This window comes from Streptomyces flavofungini, from assembly GCF_030388665.1.
Taxonomy (GTDB): domain Bacteria; phylum Actinomycetota; class Actinomycetes; order Streptomycetales; family Streptomycetaceae; genus Streptomyces; species Streptomyces flavofungini_A.
In genome coordinates this window covers 1-15,192 of sequence record NZ_CP128846.1, presented here as the reverse complement: position 1 = coordinate 15,192, position 15,192 = coordinate 1, and the positions used below count along the sequence as shown (strand labels likewise).

Here is a 15,192-nt window from a genome sequence, read left to right as displayed (position 1 = left end):
TGCGGGCCGCCTCGCCGCTCTCGCGCACTGCCTGCCGTCCGCCGTCTGGGCTCAAGGAAGCCATGCCCTGCTCCAGCGCATTCGCACGCGGCCTCCCCGGCGGCGGCGTCTGCTCCGTCCATAGTGCCGCTTCTTGAGAATTTGAGGTCGCATACTTGCGCGGGCCGCCTCGCCCTTGGACGTAGCTGCGGCGGATGAGAAAGGGGAGCGCTGTGGACGTGACCGTGCAGTGGGGCCGGACGTCCTGGACCAAGCAGTCCCGCGGAGGAGCAGCTGCCGCCCGCAGGAGCGCCGCGCCGACCGGGTTCGCCCTGTCGCACGAGCTGACACCGACCGCGCACACGGTACGGATGCACGAACAAGACGGCTTCACGCCGCACCACGGCCAAGAAGACCTGAAGCGTGTCGACGTCCAGCTCCGTGAAGCGAGGGGACGCCTGAGGGCCTTCCCCCCGGGTACAGCCTCTGTTCGCCCTGCCTCCCCGGCCGCGACGGCCCCCAGCGGTACGCCTGATCCCCGGCCAGTGGGTGCGGTGGCAGCTGAACTACCGCTTCAGCAGCGCAGCAGGCATGCGGGACTGGTCGTACTGGCTGGACACCTTCAACATCGCCTACGGCCCGTTGGAAGACGACGTGTTCCTGGGAACACCGACTTTCCTCGTCGACGAACAGGGACCGCTCCGATAGCCCGGAAACCAGAACAGCCAGCGTCAGCGTGGGCGACCCGGGCTGGCCCGGCCCCCAGGCCAGAACCCGCTCACTGCCCACCGCGGGACCCGAGCCGCTGCCTCCGCGCGCTGCCGTCTACCGTCTGGGCCCAGGGCAGGCCGAGGCCTTGGAACAGCGCCTGCCGCTGTGGGGGTAGGTGGGATACCGGGAGCGCACCGCGTTCAGCCGCCGTCTCAGCTGCACCTCGATGCCGCCAACCCGCGACCGGTAGGTGTCGTGGACACAGCGCCGACCGTCCTCGCCGACCAGCGGGCCGACCTCGGCCAAGTGCTGGCGGGCGGCAGTGACGATCTCCATCAGCCGCTCGGCGCGGGAGCGCGGTACACGGACCGCGCCTGCGGCCGTGACCCGCCGGTCACCGGTGGCCGGTCCCATCCGCAGCTCCAGGAGCACTGCGCGCTGCTCGTCCTTGAGCTGGGGCCACCTGCGGTGCTGGTCACACAGCCACTTGCCGAGGTCGTCCCCGCGGAACACGCGCTGTCCGGTGAGGAGTTCGCCGCGGCGCCCGCACTCCTCGTAGAAGGCCTCCAGCAGGACGAGCTTGCGTTCCCACCCAGCGTTTCAGGGCGCGCCGTCCCTCACCCGCCTGACCCCGAGCCCGTCCAGCACGCGGGCGACTTCACGTTCCTCGTCCCGGGCGCCCCAGGAGGGCCTGCGGCATTCGCTGAGCAGTCTCCCGATCCGCACCTCCTGCCCGTCGACGTTGATGGTCTCCTCCACGGCGGGCAGGAAGTGCCCGTACCGGTGCGCGTACTCCCGCGCTGCCTCGACCAGGAGCTGCCGGGCGGAGGCCCGCGGTTCCCACACGAATCCGTATTCGCCGAGCAGGGCGGCCAGGTCCCCAGGCACCCGCCGCGGTCGCCCCTGCCAGACCTCCAGTCCCTCGTCGGGGCCGTGTTCGGCGATCAGGGCGCGGAGGTCGTCGCGGTCGCGGCGCCACTGCCGCCGTGCCCGCTCCAGCTCCCACCCCAGCCGGACCACCACAACCTCTGGCCCCACAGCCCGCTCCTGCTCTGCCGGCTTTCGCCCCTGCTCCTCTACCTGTCCGTCCGCCTGCCCCTGTCCTTCACCCCGGCCATGGCCGGGCTCGAGTTGCCGTTCCTTCGCCCGCTTCCGTCTTCCCGCGTGCTCCGGCTCCTGCCCTTCCACGACCGCGTGCTCCTGCTCCTCATCCTTCTTCTTGAGCAGGGGGATGCGGGTGCAGTCGAGGGGGAGGGTTTCGTGCCAGTCCACGGGCACCCGCAGGTGCCCGTGGCGCTGGTGGTAGGTGGTGATGGCACGCATGAGGCGTTCGGTATCAGCGGTGGCGGGGTCGGACAACACGGTGATCTTCAGCCAGTCCGCGACCACGGCTGCGGACCGCTGGCGGGTGAGGGTCCGCATCTGCTGGAGCTCACGGGCGCGTTCCTCGGCCCGCCAGCACGCCTCCTTGGACGGCTGGACGGCTGGACGGCTGGACGCGGTGGGGGCCGAGGCTGGTGCTGCGCCCCGCGCGCTCCAGCCGCTGCACGGCCTCCTCCGGCTCATCTTCGCCTTCGCCGGTGGCGTGGTCGGGTTCGTAGGACTCCAGCGCGCGCAGCATGTTGATCACTGGCCCCCAGTCCGGCCCGACCAGCGTGCCGTCCGCAGGCCGTGCCAGGTGGAGCACGAGCACGATGATCGACGCGATCTTGTCCGGGTTCTCCCAGTCGTAGCGCACGGCACGCCCCGCGATCTGCAAGAGGTCGCCCTGCGCCGTGCGGGGGTCGACCAGGGCGACGGTGTCGACGGCCGGGACGTCCACGCCTTCACTCAGTAGGTGTTTTTGATCCCTGGCCGTGAGCTGCGTATACCTGGATGATCTGGGGTGTGGGGGCTGGTGGGACGGCTCGGCGGTACTGCCGGGAGTGTGGTGATCCGCTGCCGCAGGCGATGGCGGCGGAGGCGGTGTTTTGCTCGGGTCGTTGCAGGTCACGGCGGTGGCGGAGGCTTGATCGGACCCGTCAGCGGGTGGCCGCGATGCAGCGGGGAGAGCAGGCTGAGTGCCCGGTGTGCGGGCGGTCGTGGACGGTGGGTGTGGAGCGGTCGAGGGCGGCGGTGTACTGCTCGGACCGTTGCCGGGTACGGGCCTGCCGTCAGCGGCGGGCGTCACGGAACGGCGTTACGGAAACGCCGTAGCCGAACGCCTCGCACACACCTTGAACACCCCTGGATTTACACGGTAGTTGGGAGCGAAAGGCGTGCGCTTCGAGCGCCCCTGGTTCACGCTCTGCCCCGGCGTGTCGCGCGCGCCACGGTGGACGGTGAACGGGGCCGGCGCCCCTTTGACCGGTCACGTCCTGGTGACCGGGCCGGACCCGGGCGAGGGCGGTGGTCAACATGACCGACGTGGCCGACCGGATCGGGAACGTCACCCGGCAGCGTTACGAACAGCTCGTCACCCAGGCCAAGGAACTGATCGCGCAGATCGCCCGCTCGCAGTTCGCGCTGGGAGACATGGCGTTGGAGATCGAGCCGATGAGGTCGGTGGGCGGGTCGATGCCGAACGGCACGGACGACCTGTTCACCGTGACGGAGTCGTTGCAGATGTTCGCGGACGACATCGGCGTCGAACGCCGGACGGTGGAGGACTGGCGCTACACCGCTAACCGCTGGCCGGAGAAGCGCCGCAAGGAGGGCGTTTCGTTCACCGTTCACCGCATCCTGGCGTCGGTGGCGGACGAGGACGAGCGGTGGGCGGCGATCGAGGACGCGCCGTTCAACCCGCGCACGGGAGCCAGGCAGTGGACGCCGGACGGCGCGAAGCGGGTCGTCGGCCAGCGGGTCGACCGGCCGGTGACGGTGGATGAGAAGGTCCAGAGCCGTGGCCGATCTGACCCGGGACGACGAGGTCGCAGCCCAGGTCGCCACCGACCTACTGAAGCGGCCGGCGGTCACCGAGCACGTCACCCCGGCCGAAAAGGTCCGGGTCGTCACGGAGCTGACCAGGGACGACAGCGTCGCGCAGGAGGTCACCACCAGTCTGCTGCGCCGTCCGGCCGTCGCCCGCAAGACGATGCGGGACGACACCACCCGGATGCTTGTCAACCGCGCCCAGTTCGACAACTCCAACGAGACCCGGGACCGGATCCGGGAGCGCACTCCGGCCGTCCGCGCGATCGAGCACACCATCGAGTACCTCGACCTGGTCGGCTCCTGCCACGGCTTCGTGGCCACCCTCGGCCGCCTGGTCCCACAGCTGCGCGGGCAGGAGTTCACCGAGGACGAGCGCGAGACCGTGTGCCGACAGATCGGGCGGGTCCGCGCCGCGGCGGACTGGCTCGAAGGAGCCCTCAACAACGGCGAGTTCACTCTGGACGAGCAGCTGGTCCAACTGCTCAAAGGCGAGTAGGTCATGCCGCGACGCCGGGAGGCCCGGCCCCTGGCCGAGCACTACGGCGACCTGGTCCGCGTCGCCCTGATGGAAGCACGCCCCGCCGGTCTGCACACCTACCAGCTCATGGCCGCCACCCGTCTGACCCGCTCGCAGGTCGGCCGCGGCATCCGGCACGTCCGTGACGTCGTCGCCGCGGAGAACCTGACGCCGATCACCTGGACCCGCCGGGACGGGTTCATGTTCTCCGACGATCCCGCGGACTGGATCGAGTACGACAAGCGGCAGTTCCGGCAGATCCTCGGCCGCCTCACCCGGGTGATCACGGGCACGCTCGATCCGCACCTGGCCCGCTACCCCGACGACGAATGGGCCCAGCTCGCCACCGCACAGCTCACCGGGGTGCGCGCCACCCTCGCCCAGCTCTCCAAATAGCCCCCGTCGCCGATCACCCTGTCGAGCCCGCCATGCCCGCTGCCGCCCGTCGCGGCCGCTACCCGTCCGACACCTCGGTCGCCGAATGGGCCCTTCTCGAACCGCTGCTGCCGGTCCCGGCCTGCCGGACCAAGACCGGCGGGCACCCGGAGAAGTGGCCGCGGCGGGAGGTCGTCGACGGCATCCGCTACATCGTCGACAACGGCGCGAAATGGCGGGCCCTGCCTGCGGATTTCCCGCCGTGGGAGACGGTTTACGGGTTCTGTGCGCCGTGAGGCGCTTTGTTGTATCCCCGACTCAATCGGGAGGAATTTGGAGGGATATTCCTGGGTCGCCTGACTTACCTGGAGGCGAAAGCCGAAAGGGACCACAGCATGTCAGGAACGCGGCGGCCGTCTGGAGGTGTCCGGGACGGAGACCCGCAAGACCCGCACGATATGGCCAAGGCTGGATTGCTTGAAGCCCAATCTCCAGCGGCACAAGTAAAAACTCATCGGAACGACACCTGAAACCGATGCTCTCGCCTTACCGGGCTCTGAATTAGCGGGCCGGGCAACCTCCAAGGTGAGAGGCGTCGCCCAGTGAGGGCGGTCAAGGGGATGAGTGGGCGGCCTACGTCGTGCTCGATACGTACAGCGAAGACGTACCACGGGATCGCCTACGGGGCGCGAGCCCTACGGCGACGGAGTGCCCGTATTAGTCGCAGGAGTGACGACCTGCCAGGGAGACCGGGAAAGCCGGTCACAGGGCGAAGGGGCACAGGTGAACTCGACGTCCGGCGACGGGAGGTATGCGTAATGCAGAGCGCCGAAACAGTGCTGGGCGTCATCCGGGAACGCGGCAAGCAAGGGTTGCCGCTGGAGAGGATCTACCGGCAACTGTTCAACCCTCAGTTGTTCCTCATGGCCTACGGGCGCATCTACCGGAACTCCGGTGCGATGACACCCGGGACCACCGGGGAAACCGCGGACGGCATGTCTCTGGTGAAAATCGACACGATCATCGGCGCCCTGCGCTCCGAGTCGTATCGGTGGACGCCTGTCAAGCGGGTCTACATCGACAAGAAAGGAAGCTCAAAGAAGGAGCGCCCGCTCGGCCTGCCAACATGGTCGGACAAACTCGTCGCCGAGGTAGTGCGTCTCCTTCTGGAGGCTTACTACGACGTTCAGTTCTCCAACCGATCCCACGGATTCCGCCCCACGAAGGGCTGTCACACCGCGTTACAGGACGTGGTGAGGTACTGGACCGGAACACGATGGTTCATCGAGGGCGACATCTCCGACTGCTTCGGCAGCCTGGACCACGAGGTGATGCTCGCGATCCTCGGAGATTCCATCCACGATGGCCGTTTCCTGAGGCTGATCGGGACCATGCTCAAGGCCGGATACCTGGAGGACTGGCGATGGAACGCCACGCTCAGCGGGGCACCGCAGGGCGGAGTGGCCTCGCCAATCCTGTCGAACATCTACCTCGATCGGCTCGATCGATTCGTTGAACAGCAGCTGCTGCCGGAATACAACCGGGGCAAGCTACGACGGCATCACCCTGAGTACCACCGGATTGAGAGCCGGGAGTACTGGGCCAGGCGACGCGGAGACCGCAGTGCAGTGCGGCAACTACGGTTGCAGAAGCGGAATTTGCCGAGCGCTGACCCTTACGACCCCGGCTATCGACGCCTTCGGTATGTCAGATATGCCGATGACTGGCTCCTCGGGTTCGCCGGGCCCAAACACGAGGCCGAAGAGATCAAGGAACGGATCAGAGCGTTCTTGAGGAATCAACTCCGGCTGGAACTCTCTGAATCCAAGACCTTGATCACGCATGCCACCAGCCAGGCGGCACACTTCCTCGGCTACGAGGTGAAAGCCCAGCGATGCGACACGAAGCTAACCGGGCCGCGACGATCCGCCAGCGGCATCATCGGGCTGTTCGTGCCACGCGAGGTGATCCGACAGCGCAGTGCTACCTACATGAGCGGTGGGAAACCGGATCAGCGAGGTGTACTTCTCCACGACAGCGACTTCTCGATCGTGGCGACATACCAAGCCGAGTACCGGGGACTCGTTCAGTACTATCTCCTCGCCCAGGACGTATGGCGCATGAACCGCCTTCGGTGGGTCATGGAAACGTCCATGCTCAAGACCCTTGCGGCGAAGCACAAGTCGACCGTGACGAAGATGGCCCGCAAGTACAAGGCGACCATCGACTCACCGGACGGCCCACGAAAGTGCTTCGAGGTCATGGTCGAGCGCGGTGGCGAGAGGAAGCCACTGGTTGCCCGCTTCGGCGGCATCCCGCTCAAACGGAAACGCACGGCGGAACTGGTCGACGTCAGGCCCTGGACCCCGAACCAGTTCAGCAGCAACGAACTGGTGAAACGGCTCTTGGCAGACACGTGCGAGATCTGCGATTCCACCAAGGATGTGGAAGTCCACCACATCCGGAAACTCGCTGACCTCAACCGAGACGACCGACCTGCCCGCCCGACGTGGGTTCGCATCATGGCCATGCGACGGCGAAAGACCCTGGTGGTCTGCCGGGCCTGTCATGTCGCTATCCATGCGGGACGGGCGAACTTCTCCTACCGGAAACGCTCACTGGAGAGCGGTGTGCTGGGAAACTAGCCCGCACCGTTCGGGAAGGGGCCGTCGAAAAAGGACCCGAACCACGGGCACCTCGTCGGCGGCCTACTTCACTCTGGAGGTGGAACCGGGCCGGGGTCGTCACCTACATCCGTGACCAGCTCCGCCGGAGAATCCGTACCGGCAAGGGACGTTGCCCCCATCCCGTGACCTTGATCGTGGACTCCCAGTCGGTCAAGGGAGCCTCCACCGTCGGCCGCAACAGCCGGGGATACGACGCCGCGAAGAAGATCAACGGCCGCAAACGACATATCACCGTGGACACACTCGGCCTACCGGTGATGATCACGGTGACGCCCGCCGACATCCAGGACCGCGACGCCGCCCGCGACGTGTTCTGGCGGCTGCGCCTCACCCAGCCGCAGATCACCCAGGTCTGGGCCGACCGCGGCTACGCCGGCGACCTCGTGGACTGGGCCCGCGAACGCCTCTGGCTCTCCCTGCGCATCGTCTCCCGACCCAAAGGCACCAAGGGCTTCGTTGTGCTGCCCCGCCGTTGGAAAGTAGAGCGCACGATCGGCTGGTGCATGAACGCCCGCCGCAACGCACGCGACTACGAGTGCGACATGAAAGCCACTTCTGTCAAGTGGCGGGAGGAAAGGAGAGAGGGAACCCGCCCCGATAGTGACCAGATTCGGTTCCCGACTCCGGGTGCGATGGCGGTAACGCCGTGGTGCTGAGCCGGAGTACAAGGTCCAAGGAAACTGCGGGCCACCGCAGTACACAGACCAGGGAAAGTCCAGAAGGGTGAGATACCGCGAACCCTCGTATGCACGGCCCGTAACGCGTACGTCGCAGTGGCAAGCAATCGGCGACGACAAGGCTGGACGCTGAGAGGCGTCACGTGCTTCGGATATTCGTAAGTCCGGAGGCGGTCACCACGGCCTCGGGCTATAGAGGGCACCCTCCCTGGACGCGACTTGAGGAAGTGGAACATGGAAACCCCGTAGCGGTCCGGAAACGGTAAGCCGACGGTAACGAAGGCCCAACTCCGCTGCGGGAACAGGATGACCCGAGAAGCGAATGCCGCTGGAGCGAAAGCTCATGGGAAACGCCAGAGACCGGAACTCTCCGCCGCTGGCCATAACCAGGCGGATACCGGGCATTGCCCGGACCCGAAAGGGAGCCCACGCGGGTCAGGTGGGCCTTTGAAGAGACCGCGAGCACAACCCGAACCACGGTACAAGTTAGACAAGGGGGGAAGAACGTGGGAGCGAATCTCAGGAACGACCCCGCCCGGAACGGAGCCGTGGACGATGCCGCCGCTTGGCATGAGGTCGACTGGGCCAAGGTGGATGGCGAAGTAAGGAGACTGCGTCAACGAATCTTCAAGGCGGCACAGCAAGGGGACCTAAAGAAGGTCCGCAACCTCCAGAAGCTCATGTTGCGCTCGCACTCCAACACGCTGCAAAGCGTGCGAAGGGTGACGCAGCAGAGTTCTGGCAGGAGGAGCTCCGGCGTGGACCGAGAGAGGGCTCTCACTCCATTGGAGAGAGGACGTCTGACTCGTCATATTGATGCCGAGTCAGGTCTCAGGGCCAAGCCGGTGAAACGTGTGTACATCCCCAAGGCGAACGGGAAGAAGCGGCCGCTCGGCATCCCGGTGATCAAGGACCGCGTCCACCAGGCGCGGGTCAAGAACGCTCTGGAACCCGAGTGGGAAGCCAGGTTCGACGGCAGGAGTTACGGCTTCCGCCCCGGACGTGGATGCCAGGACGCGATGGAGACGATCCACAGTGTCACCGCGAAGCGAAAGGCGCGGCGCCTGTGGGTTCTCGACGCGGATCTGGCATCCGCCTTCGACCGCATCAACCACGATCACCTGATGTCAGTCATCGGACAGTTCCCCGCTAGGAAACTTGTCCATGCCTGGCTCAAGGCCGGAGTGATGGAGGACGGGCGATTTTCTCGGACCGAGGAAGGAACCCCGCAGGGTGGAGTAGTTAGCCCCCTGCTGCTGAACATCGCTCTCCACGGGATGGAGAAGGCAGCCGGAGTCCGGACTGAATCCTTCAGGGATGGAGTCCAGAGGTCCGTCATGGGAACTCCGGTACTGGTCAGGTATGCCGATGACTTCGTTGTGCTCTGCCACACGAAGGAAGAAGCGGTGAGGATCCGGGACGAACTGGCGGATTGGATGCTCCCCAGAGGGCTCACCTTCAACGAGGAAAAGACCCGGGTGGTTCACCTCGACGAAGGTTTTGACTTCTTAGGTTTCCACTTCCGCCGGTATCGCGATGGGAAGGTCTTCGCTCGGCCGAGCCAGGATGCCGTGCGGAGGGTCCGAGGGAAGATCAGGGAAACCGTCCGATCCAGGAGAGGTGCACCGGCCAAGGCGCTAATTGCCGAGCTGGGCCCTCTCGTCAAGGGATGGTCCACCTACTACCGCGGGTCCTGCGCATCCGAAACCTTCAGCAGTCTGGACCGGTACATGTTCATCATCCTGTGGAGGTGGGCAGTCCGGGAACACCAGAATCAAGGCCGTGTATGGATCCGCAGGCACTATTGGGGTCAGTACCGGCCTAGGAGTAAGGACACGTGGGTATTTGGCTCCGGCCAGTACTATCTCCACAAGTTCAAATGGACGCGCATCATCCGGCACGTGGCGGTTCGATCCAATGCTTCAAAGGACGACCCTGCGATGCAGGACTACTGGCAACAGAGGATCAGGAAAAGGAAGTTGCCGTCGACCGAACGCAGGCTTGTCCTGACGCTGGCCGCACGACAACGTGGCCTCTGTGCCGGATGCGGTCTGGACCTGATCGAGGGAGCCGAGTATCAACCAGATGACGTTCACGACTGGGTGAACTGGTTCTCGGCATCCTCGCGTGCGCTCAACGTGCACCACGTCGTCTACCGGCGTGCGGGTGGCTCCGACGAGATGAAGAACTTGGAACTCCGACACACAGCCTGCCACCAGCAGCATCACGCTGGTGATCACCGGAGAGAGCTGTGCCAGCCCTCGCGGCCTGCTTGAGCCGTGTGCGTCGAGAGACGCTCGCACGGTTCTGAGGGGGCGGGGACGCAGCAATGTGTCCCCGCTACCCGACACGGCTGCCACAGCACTCCGAAGCCCACCTGAACTGGGCACTCATCACCATGATGACCAGGCGCCTCACCCGCAAAAACACCCGCACCAGCCAGTGGACCAGGAATCCTTCGGCGACCCGCTGACCTGTGGTGTTCCCCAAGACATGCGTTCTCGTCACTCATCAGCGTCGAGAGCGTGGCGCGCTGCAACGCGGAACTCAGCGAGTGCCTTTGCGAAGTCAGGATGAATCTCGTCCAGGGTCCTCTCACGCCTGGGCTCGGTAACGTCCTGAGCAGCGCGGATTATCTCCCAGGAGAGCCTGATAGTTGGGTGAAGAGCCTCAACGAGACGTTCGGGACCTTCGAGTCCAACCAGTTGCGCGGCCTGAAGCAGATCTGATCGTGCCCGAGACGCCGCAGAAAGGACCTCGGCGCGTTCGTCGCTGGTGAGTTCATCCCTCAATCTCCCGGTGTTCCAGGACATGGTGCGCCCAGCCGATATGACACCGATGTAAGCATCTCGGCGCGCTTCACGCCGCCACTGCTTATGAGTGGCGCTTGCATGGAAACGGGTCTGCCATCGCACGGCCCACGCGGTCGCCAGGGCCGTGAGGGCGGCGCCTCCCACACCGATTCCAGCTCCAAGGACTGCCGCTACTCCTGGGTCCACATAGAGAGTATGTCGACACAGAGGCGCAGAGGGGCCCACTGCACCGGGTTGAAAAACACCTACTCAGCAGCCGCACGGAACAGACCACGGCCAAGTCCACCGGCCGCCCCCGAAGATCCGTGCCCGCCGCCAGCGCCTTCAGGACCCGCTGCCGCTCCCGGGCCGGGGTGCCTTCGTGCAAGGCCACCGCCCACACCCGCCGCGGCGCCGACGTCCCCTGACCGTGCAGGACCCGTGCGAGCTGGGGCAGTGATGCCGCGGCCGCTCGGGCTCCGGCCACGGTGGAGTGGTAGGCCAGCAGCCGCCTGGCACCCCACGCGTCCCGCGGCCCGCAGCACCGCTCCCAGCGACGCCGTGAGTAGCTCCGCCCGCACTCCCGCGTCCGCCCGCCCCCGCGCCGCGACGAGCTCGCGCAGCCGCGCTTCGTCAGCCGGTGGCGGGCGGGCACGAGGTGCTGCTCGTTGACGCGACCCCAGACCTGGGAGGTTTCGGTGTGGTGGGACTCGTCGTACACCAGCAGGTCCCACTCCGGCAGCGGCCGCGCCCCGTCCCGCTCCATACTCAGCCGGTGCCCGGCGATCAGCGAGTTCTCCACGCTCGCGTACGTCGCCAACACCGTGAACCGGCCGCCCTGGGCGGCACAGGCGTTCGCGTGCCACACCACCACCCGTGGATCCGTCGACACCCGCCCCCCGGCTCGCCCGCCAAGGCGGCACCCCGTGGGGAGTACACCGCGATCACCGGCCCGCTACGCCCGGCCGCGCGCAGGACGTGGTGGGTCTGCTCGAGGAGCGTCCGTGTGGGTACGACCGTCAGCAGCGACCCCTGCCCGGCGACCAGGTCCGCGACGCGCGCGGCCACCCGCGTCTTGCCCAGCCCGGGCGCCATGTGCAGCTGGGCCCGGAACCGCGGACGGCGAGCCCTGGGGGAGGGGGTGTAGATCCGCATGATGGCAGTGACCGCGTCGTCCTGGTGGGCGTAGAACGCGGAGAGCTCGGCCTCCGACCGGACGTCCGCATCCACCTTCACGATCAGCTCCTGGGGGTGCTCTGCAGGGGTGCCAGTGGATCAGCCGAACACCCAACCAACTTCCTCCTGTGACAACCTAGGGCCTGTCTCTTGGATCGGTCCGTGAGATCGTCGTGCTCGTGATCGAGTCTTGGGTGATCAATGACGACAGCCCTGTCCCTGTGTCGTCGGCGGAGGTGGTGGAGGCTCTTCGGTCGAAGATCGACAGCGGCCGGCTTGAGACGTGGCTGACCAGTTCGTCAGGACGGTTGCTGGCCTTCGTGACGAATGCCCAGCGAGCGATGGTGGTGCTGCTTGAAGGCGAGGGAGATCCCGGCGAGCATGCCGTGGACCCCGGAACTGCGGGGTCGAGCGACGGGTTCGTCCTCTCCAACGGGCAGGGCGACGAGTATCCGGATGAGGACACCGTCCCCATCCGTGAGGCATTCAGGCTCGTGGAGCACATCGTTGGCATGGGCTCTTGGCCTGCGGACGCACGTTGGGTGGTCGATCGCTGAGCGGGCTATCGCCGTGCCCAGATGAGGATCGCGGCGAGGTGGAGTGCGGCCTGGTAGGCGATGGCGAGCTTGTCGGTCCGCATGGCCAGGCCGCGCCATTGCTTGAGCCGGTTGATGCAGCGTTCGACTGAGTTGCGCTGCTTGTATGCCTCGGCGTCGAAGGCGGGCGGTCGGCCTCCGGTACTGCCTCGCCGCAGCCGGTGGCCGATCTGGTCGGAGGGCTGGGGGATGACAGCGCGGATTCCGCGTTGGCGGAAGTGACTTCGGATCGCGCGGGATGAGTACGCGCGGTCCGCGAGGACGGCATCGGGGCGGGTCCTCGGTCGTCCAGGGCCGCTTCGCGGAACGCGGACGGCGGCCATGACGGTCTCGAAGGCCGGGGCGTCGCCCGCCTGGCCTGCGGTGACGCGGAGGGCAAGGGGCCGTGCACGGGCGTCACTGGCGAGATGGACCTTCGTGCTCAGGCCGCCGCGGGAGCGTCCGAGCGCGTGGTCGTCGGGTTCGGCCCGGCCTGGCACCCCTTTTTCCTGGGGCCGGCGGAATGCTGGTGAGCCCGGCAGACGGTGGAGTCCACCGACACGGTCCAGCCGATGTCGTCAGCGTCGTCGGCTGCTGCCAGGACCGCGGCAAGGATGCGTTCCCAGGTGCCGTCCGCGGCCCACCTGAGCAGCCGTTTGTGGGCGGTCTGGAACGAGCCGAGCTCGTCGGGCAGGTCCCGCCAGGGCGAGCAGGTGCGGTACTTCCACGCGATGGCCTCCAGGGTTCGGCGGTGATCGGCCCACCGCCGACCGCGGGCCGGATCGGCCGGCATCAACGGCTCGATCCGGTCCCACATCGCATCAGTGATCACTAACCGGACGGACACATCCGATCAACTGACCAATCGGTCAAAGAGACAGGCTCTAAAGCCTGTTGCAGAAGGCTGTGTTCGGACAGGTCAGGGCCGGTTCTGTGGTGGTTCTGATCACGTTGCCAGGGCGAGGTTGTGCATGTGGGCGACGGCTCGGACAGCGTGGTGGAGGCCATGGCCCCGTTGCCGGCAGTCGCGGAGGATCTTGTAGTTCTTCATCGCGGCGAAGGTGTGCTCGATGCGGGCGCGGACTCTGCGGTGTTCGGCGTTGTCGGCCTCCTCGCCCGAAAGGAGCGGCCGTCGCTGGCGTTTGCGGTGCGGGACGATCAGGCCGGTGTTCACATAGGCGCCGTCGCCCAGCACGGTGACGCCGTCGCAGTGCCGGGCCAGCCCAGAACTCCGCCAGACCTGCGCATCGGCCTTGTTGCCCGGGGCCGGCCGGGCGGTGGCCACCACCAGGCGGGTGTCGGCATCAATGATGACCTGCACGTTCGCCGAGAACCTGTAGTTGCGCGAGGAAGCGGCAACAGTGCGGTCGCGGACCGGAATGAGCGTGCCGTCCACGATCCACAGCCGGTCCACCGCATCCGAGGGACGGGTGACGGGCTCCACCGTCAGCAGCGGACCGAGCTTCTGGATCACCCGGCAGACCGTCGCGGGCGAAACGCCGAAGAGCGGCGCCATCTGCCGCATTGTCAGATTCGTGCGGTAGTACACCGCCACCAGCAGCACCCGCTCATCCAACGGCAGACACCACGGGCGCCCCATCCCGGTACCGTTGCCGCCCCGTTCACGAACCACCTTCAGCAGCCGCTGGAAAGCACCCATCCGCAGCCCAGTGAACGTCTCCACCCACAACGCCTCAGCCCTCAACACCCCGGCCATACTGAGAAAATGCCCAGTTCGCAGCCTTCTGCAACAGGCTTTAGACCGCCACGCCGGGCGCCGTCTCCCGGATGCGGGACACCCCTTCCCGGCCTAGCGAGCAACCGAACGCACACCCCAATCGCCACCCCAAGAATTCCGACGAAAAAGAAGCCCGCGAGAAAGCCGTCAACTCACTGCACAGCAACGGGAATTACGGTAGTGTGTAACCAAGCGATTATGGTGACGAGAGGAGGGGAAAGTGCCGGAAAGGACGAACGAGTTCGGCAAATACGGCGCCCACGGCATCAAGGGCCACGAGGCTGTCGCCCGGCAGCTCGACCGACTCGCTGGATTCATCGCCACCCCCATTACCGCGCGCCGTGGCCTGATGGCCCGTCTGCACTACCTCACCCGCACCCCCCACGCCCGCGAAGCAGCCCGCGCGGCCGGCCTGACCGTCACCGACCGGACCCTGAAGGCATGGCTGGCGGCAAGCGCAGCCCCTCAAGCAGAACCTGCAGCACATCGAGACGGCCTACCGCACGGTCCGCCGTCGTAACGTGGCCCGGTACCTGACCAGTCGTCTCAACCGCGAAGGCCGCGGCACCCGGGTGGAGTTCCACCCCCTCAACCAGTCCCGTGTCAGCCGCCCCCGCCAGCGGGTCGTGGACTTCCGCACCCTCAACGTCCGCCACTGGGACCGCATCGTCGATGCCTGGAGCACCGGTAACGACGCGGCCCTGGACGACGCGTGGGTGAATGACGCGGTGGTCGACCTGGGCTCACAATGGGGACAGTACGAGAACGTCACCAATATCGGGTTCGCAGCATGACACTAAATTCGATATCTCAGTCCCGGGATGTCGAATTCCAAACCTGAAAGAGCATCAGCGATCCCATAAGCGGAGGAGAGCCGAAAAACCGGCAGCCCCACCCGCCCTCGTAGCCAGCTCCAGGAATTCGCGGAGCGAATTCCGTGCCGAATCGCGGAGCGATTCGGCTGCCGGGCAACGGAGTTGACCGGCCGTCAGCCCGGAGGGGCTGACCGAGCAGCGCGGAGCGCTGCTCCCTTCCGCCGCGTAGCGGCGGCG

13 protein-coding genes and 5 pseudogenes are annotated in these 15,192 nt (G+C 66.5%); 10 read left to right on the top strand and 8 right to left on the bottom strand.

Annotation, left to right across the window (positions count from 1 at the left end; translation table 11 throughout):
• Positions 1-212: 212 nt before the first annotated feature.
• Positions 213-687 (top strand): annotated as a pseudogene (locus tag QUY26_RS00085) (hypothetical protein).
• A gap of 117 nt (positions 688-804) precedes the next feature.
• On the opposite strand, the gene QUY26_RS00080 reads toward QUY26_RS00085, so the two are convergent.
• From QUY26_RS00080 to QUY26_RS00065, 4 genes are all read right to left on the bottom strand, one after another.
• Positions 805-1,203, bottom strand: a complete 399-nt coding sequence (locus QUY26_RS00080; protein ID WP_289943031.1) for a hypothetical protein — start codon at positions 1,201-1,203, stop codon at positions 805-807.
• A gap of 87 nt (positions 1,204-1,290) precedes the next feature.
• Positions 1,291-2,112 (bottom strand): hypothetical protein, encoded by an 822-nt coding sequence (locus QUY26_RS00075; RefSeq protein WP_289943030.1) that lies wholly within the window; start codon positions 2,110-2,112, stop codon positions 1,291-1,293.
• 10 nt (positions 2,113-2,122) lie between these two features.
• The gene (locus QUY26_RS00070; protein WP_289943029.1) at positions 2,123-2,512 is read right to left on the bottom strand and encodes a hypothetical protein; all 390 of its coding nucleotides are present in this window, start codon (positions 2,510-2,512) and stop codon (positions 2,123-2,125) included.
• Positions 2,513-3,131: 619 nt separating this feature from the next.
• Positions 3,132-3,311 carry a hypothetical protein gene (locus QUY26_RS00065; protein WP_289943028.1) on the bottom strand — a complete coding sequence of 60 codons (180 nt, stop codon included), beginning with the start codon at positions 3,309-3,311 and terminating at the stop codon, positions 3,132-3,134.
• Here QUY26_RS00065 and QUY26_RS00060 point away from each other — a divergent pair.
• The 7 genes and pseudogenes from QUY26_RS00060 to ltrA all read left to right on the top strand — a co-directional run.
• Positions 3,226-3,507, top strand: a pseudogene (locus tag QUY26_RS00060) (DUF6192 family protein); the annotation flags it as partial. The gene QUY26_RS00065 and the pseudogene QUY26_RS00060 overlap by 86 nt on opposite strands.
• Positions 3,508-3,571: 64 nt before the next feature.
• Positions 3,572-4,099: a DUF6192 family protein gene (locus QUY26_RS00055; RefSeq protein WP_289943027.1), complete on the top strand. Its 528-nt coding sequence runs from the start codon at positions 3,572-3,574 to the stop codon at positions 4,097-4,099.
• Between the two features lie 3 nt (positions 4,100-4,102).
• Positions 4,103-4,516: a hypothetical protein gene (locus QUY26_RS00050; RefSeq protein WP_229882432.1), complete on the top strand. Its 414-nt coding sequence runs from the start codon at positions 4,103-4,105 to the stop codon at positions 4,514-4,516.
• A gap of 32 nt (positions 4,517-4,548) precedes the next feature.
• Positions 4,549-4,785, top strand: a pseudogene (locus tag QUY26_RS00045) (transposase); the annotation flags it as partial.
• A gap of 528 nt (positions 4,786-5,313) precedes the next feature.
• Positions 5,314-7,140, top strand: a complete 1,827-nt coding sequence (locus QUY26_RS00040) for a reverse transcriptase/maturase family protein (RefSeq protein ID WP_289943026.1) — start codon at positions 5,314-5,316, stop codon at positions 7,138-7,140.
• Positions 7,141-7,217: 77 nt separating this feature from the next.
• Positions 7,218-7,718 (top strand): annotated as a pseudogene (locus tag QUY26_RS00035) (transposase); the annotation flags it as partial.
• Positions 7,719-8,365: 647 nt separating this feature from the next.
• Positions 8,366-10,135 (top strand): group II intron reverse transcriptase/maturase, encoded by a 1,770-nt coding sequence (gene ltrA / locus QUY26_RS00030; protein WP_289943025.1) that lies wholly within the window; start codon positions 8,366-8,368, stop codon positions 10,133-10,135.
• A gap of 228 nt (positions 10,136-10,363) precedes the next feature.
• Here the strand turns inward: ltrA and QUY26_RS00025 are convergent, their stop codons facing one another.
• Positions 10,364-10,672 carry a hypothetical protein gene (locus QUY26_RS00025; RefSeq protein ID WP_289943024.1) on the bottom strand — a complete coding sequence of 103 codons (309 nt, stop codon included), beginning with the start codon at positions 10,670-10,672 and terminating at the stop codon, positions 10,364-10,366.
• A gap of 765 nt (positions 10,673-11,437) precedes the next feature.
• Complete coding sequence (locus tag QUY26_RS40865) at positions 11,438-11,881, bottom strand: DEAD/DEAH box helicase family protein (protein ID WP_354670745.1); 444 nt, start codon at positions 11,879-11,881, stop codon at positions 11,438-11,440.
• A gap of 119 nt (positions 11,882-12,000) precedes the next feature.
• Here QUY26_RS40865 and QUY26_RS00020 point away from each other — a divergent pair, with 119 nt between their 5' ends.
• Entirely contained in the window at positions 12,001-12,384 is a 384-nt protein-coding gene (locus QUY26_RS00020) for a hypothetical protein (protein WP_289943023.1), read from the top strand.
• 5 nt (positions 12,385-12,389) lie between these two features.
• Here the strand turns inward: QUY26_RS00020 and QUY26_RS00015 are convergent.
• A protein-coding gene (locus QUY26_RS00015) for an IS5 family transposase (protein ID WP_436840471.1) occupies positions 12,390-13,219 on the bottom strand; the annotation gives its coding sequence in 2 pieces (ribosomal slippage) (positions 12,390-12,890 and positions 12,893-13,219; 828 coding nt in all).
• 129 nt (positions 13,220-13,348) lie between these two features.
• Positions 13,349-14,119 carry a transposase family protein gene (locus QUY26_RS00010; protein ID WP_289943021.1) on the bottom strand — a complete coding sequence of 257 codons (771 nt, stop codon included), beginning with the start codon at positions 14,117-14,119 and terminating at the stop codon, positions 13,349-13,351.
• Positions 14,120-14,360: 241 nt separating this feature from the next.
• Between QUY26_RS00010 and QUY26_RS00005 the strand changes: the two are divergent.
• Positions 14,361-14,934 (top strand): annotated as a pseudogene (locus QUY26_RS00005) (transcriptional regulator).
• Positions 14,935-15,192: the final 258 nt, after the last annotated feature.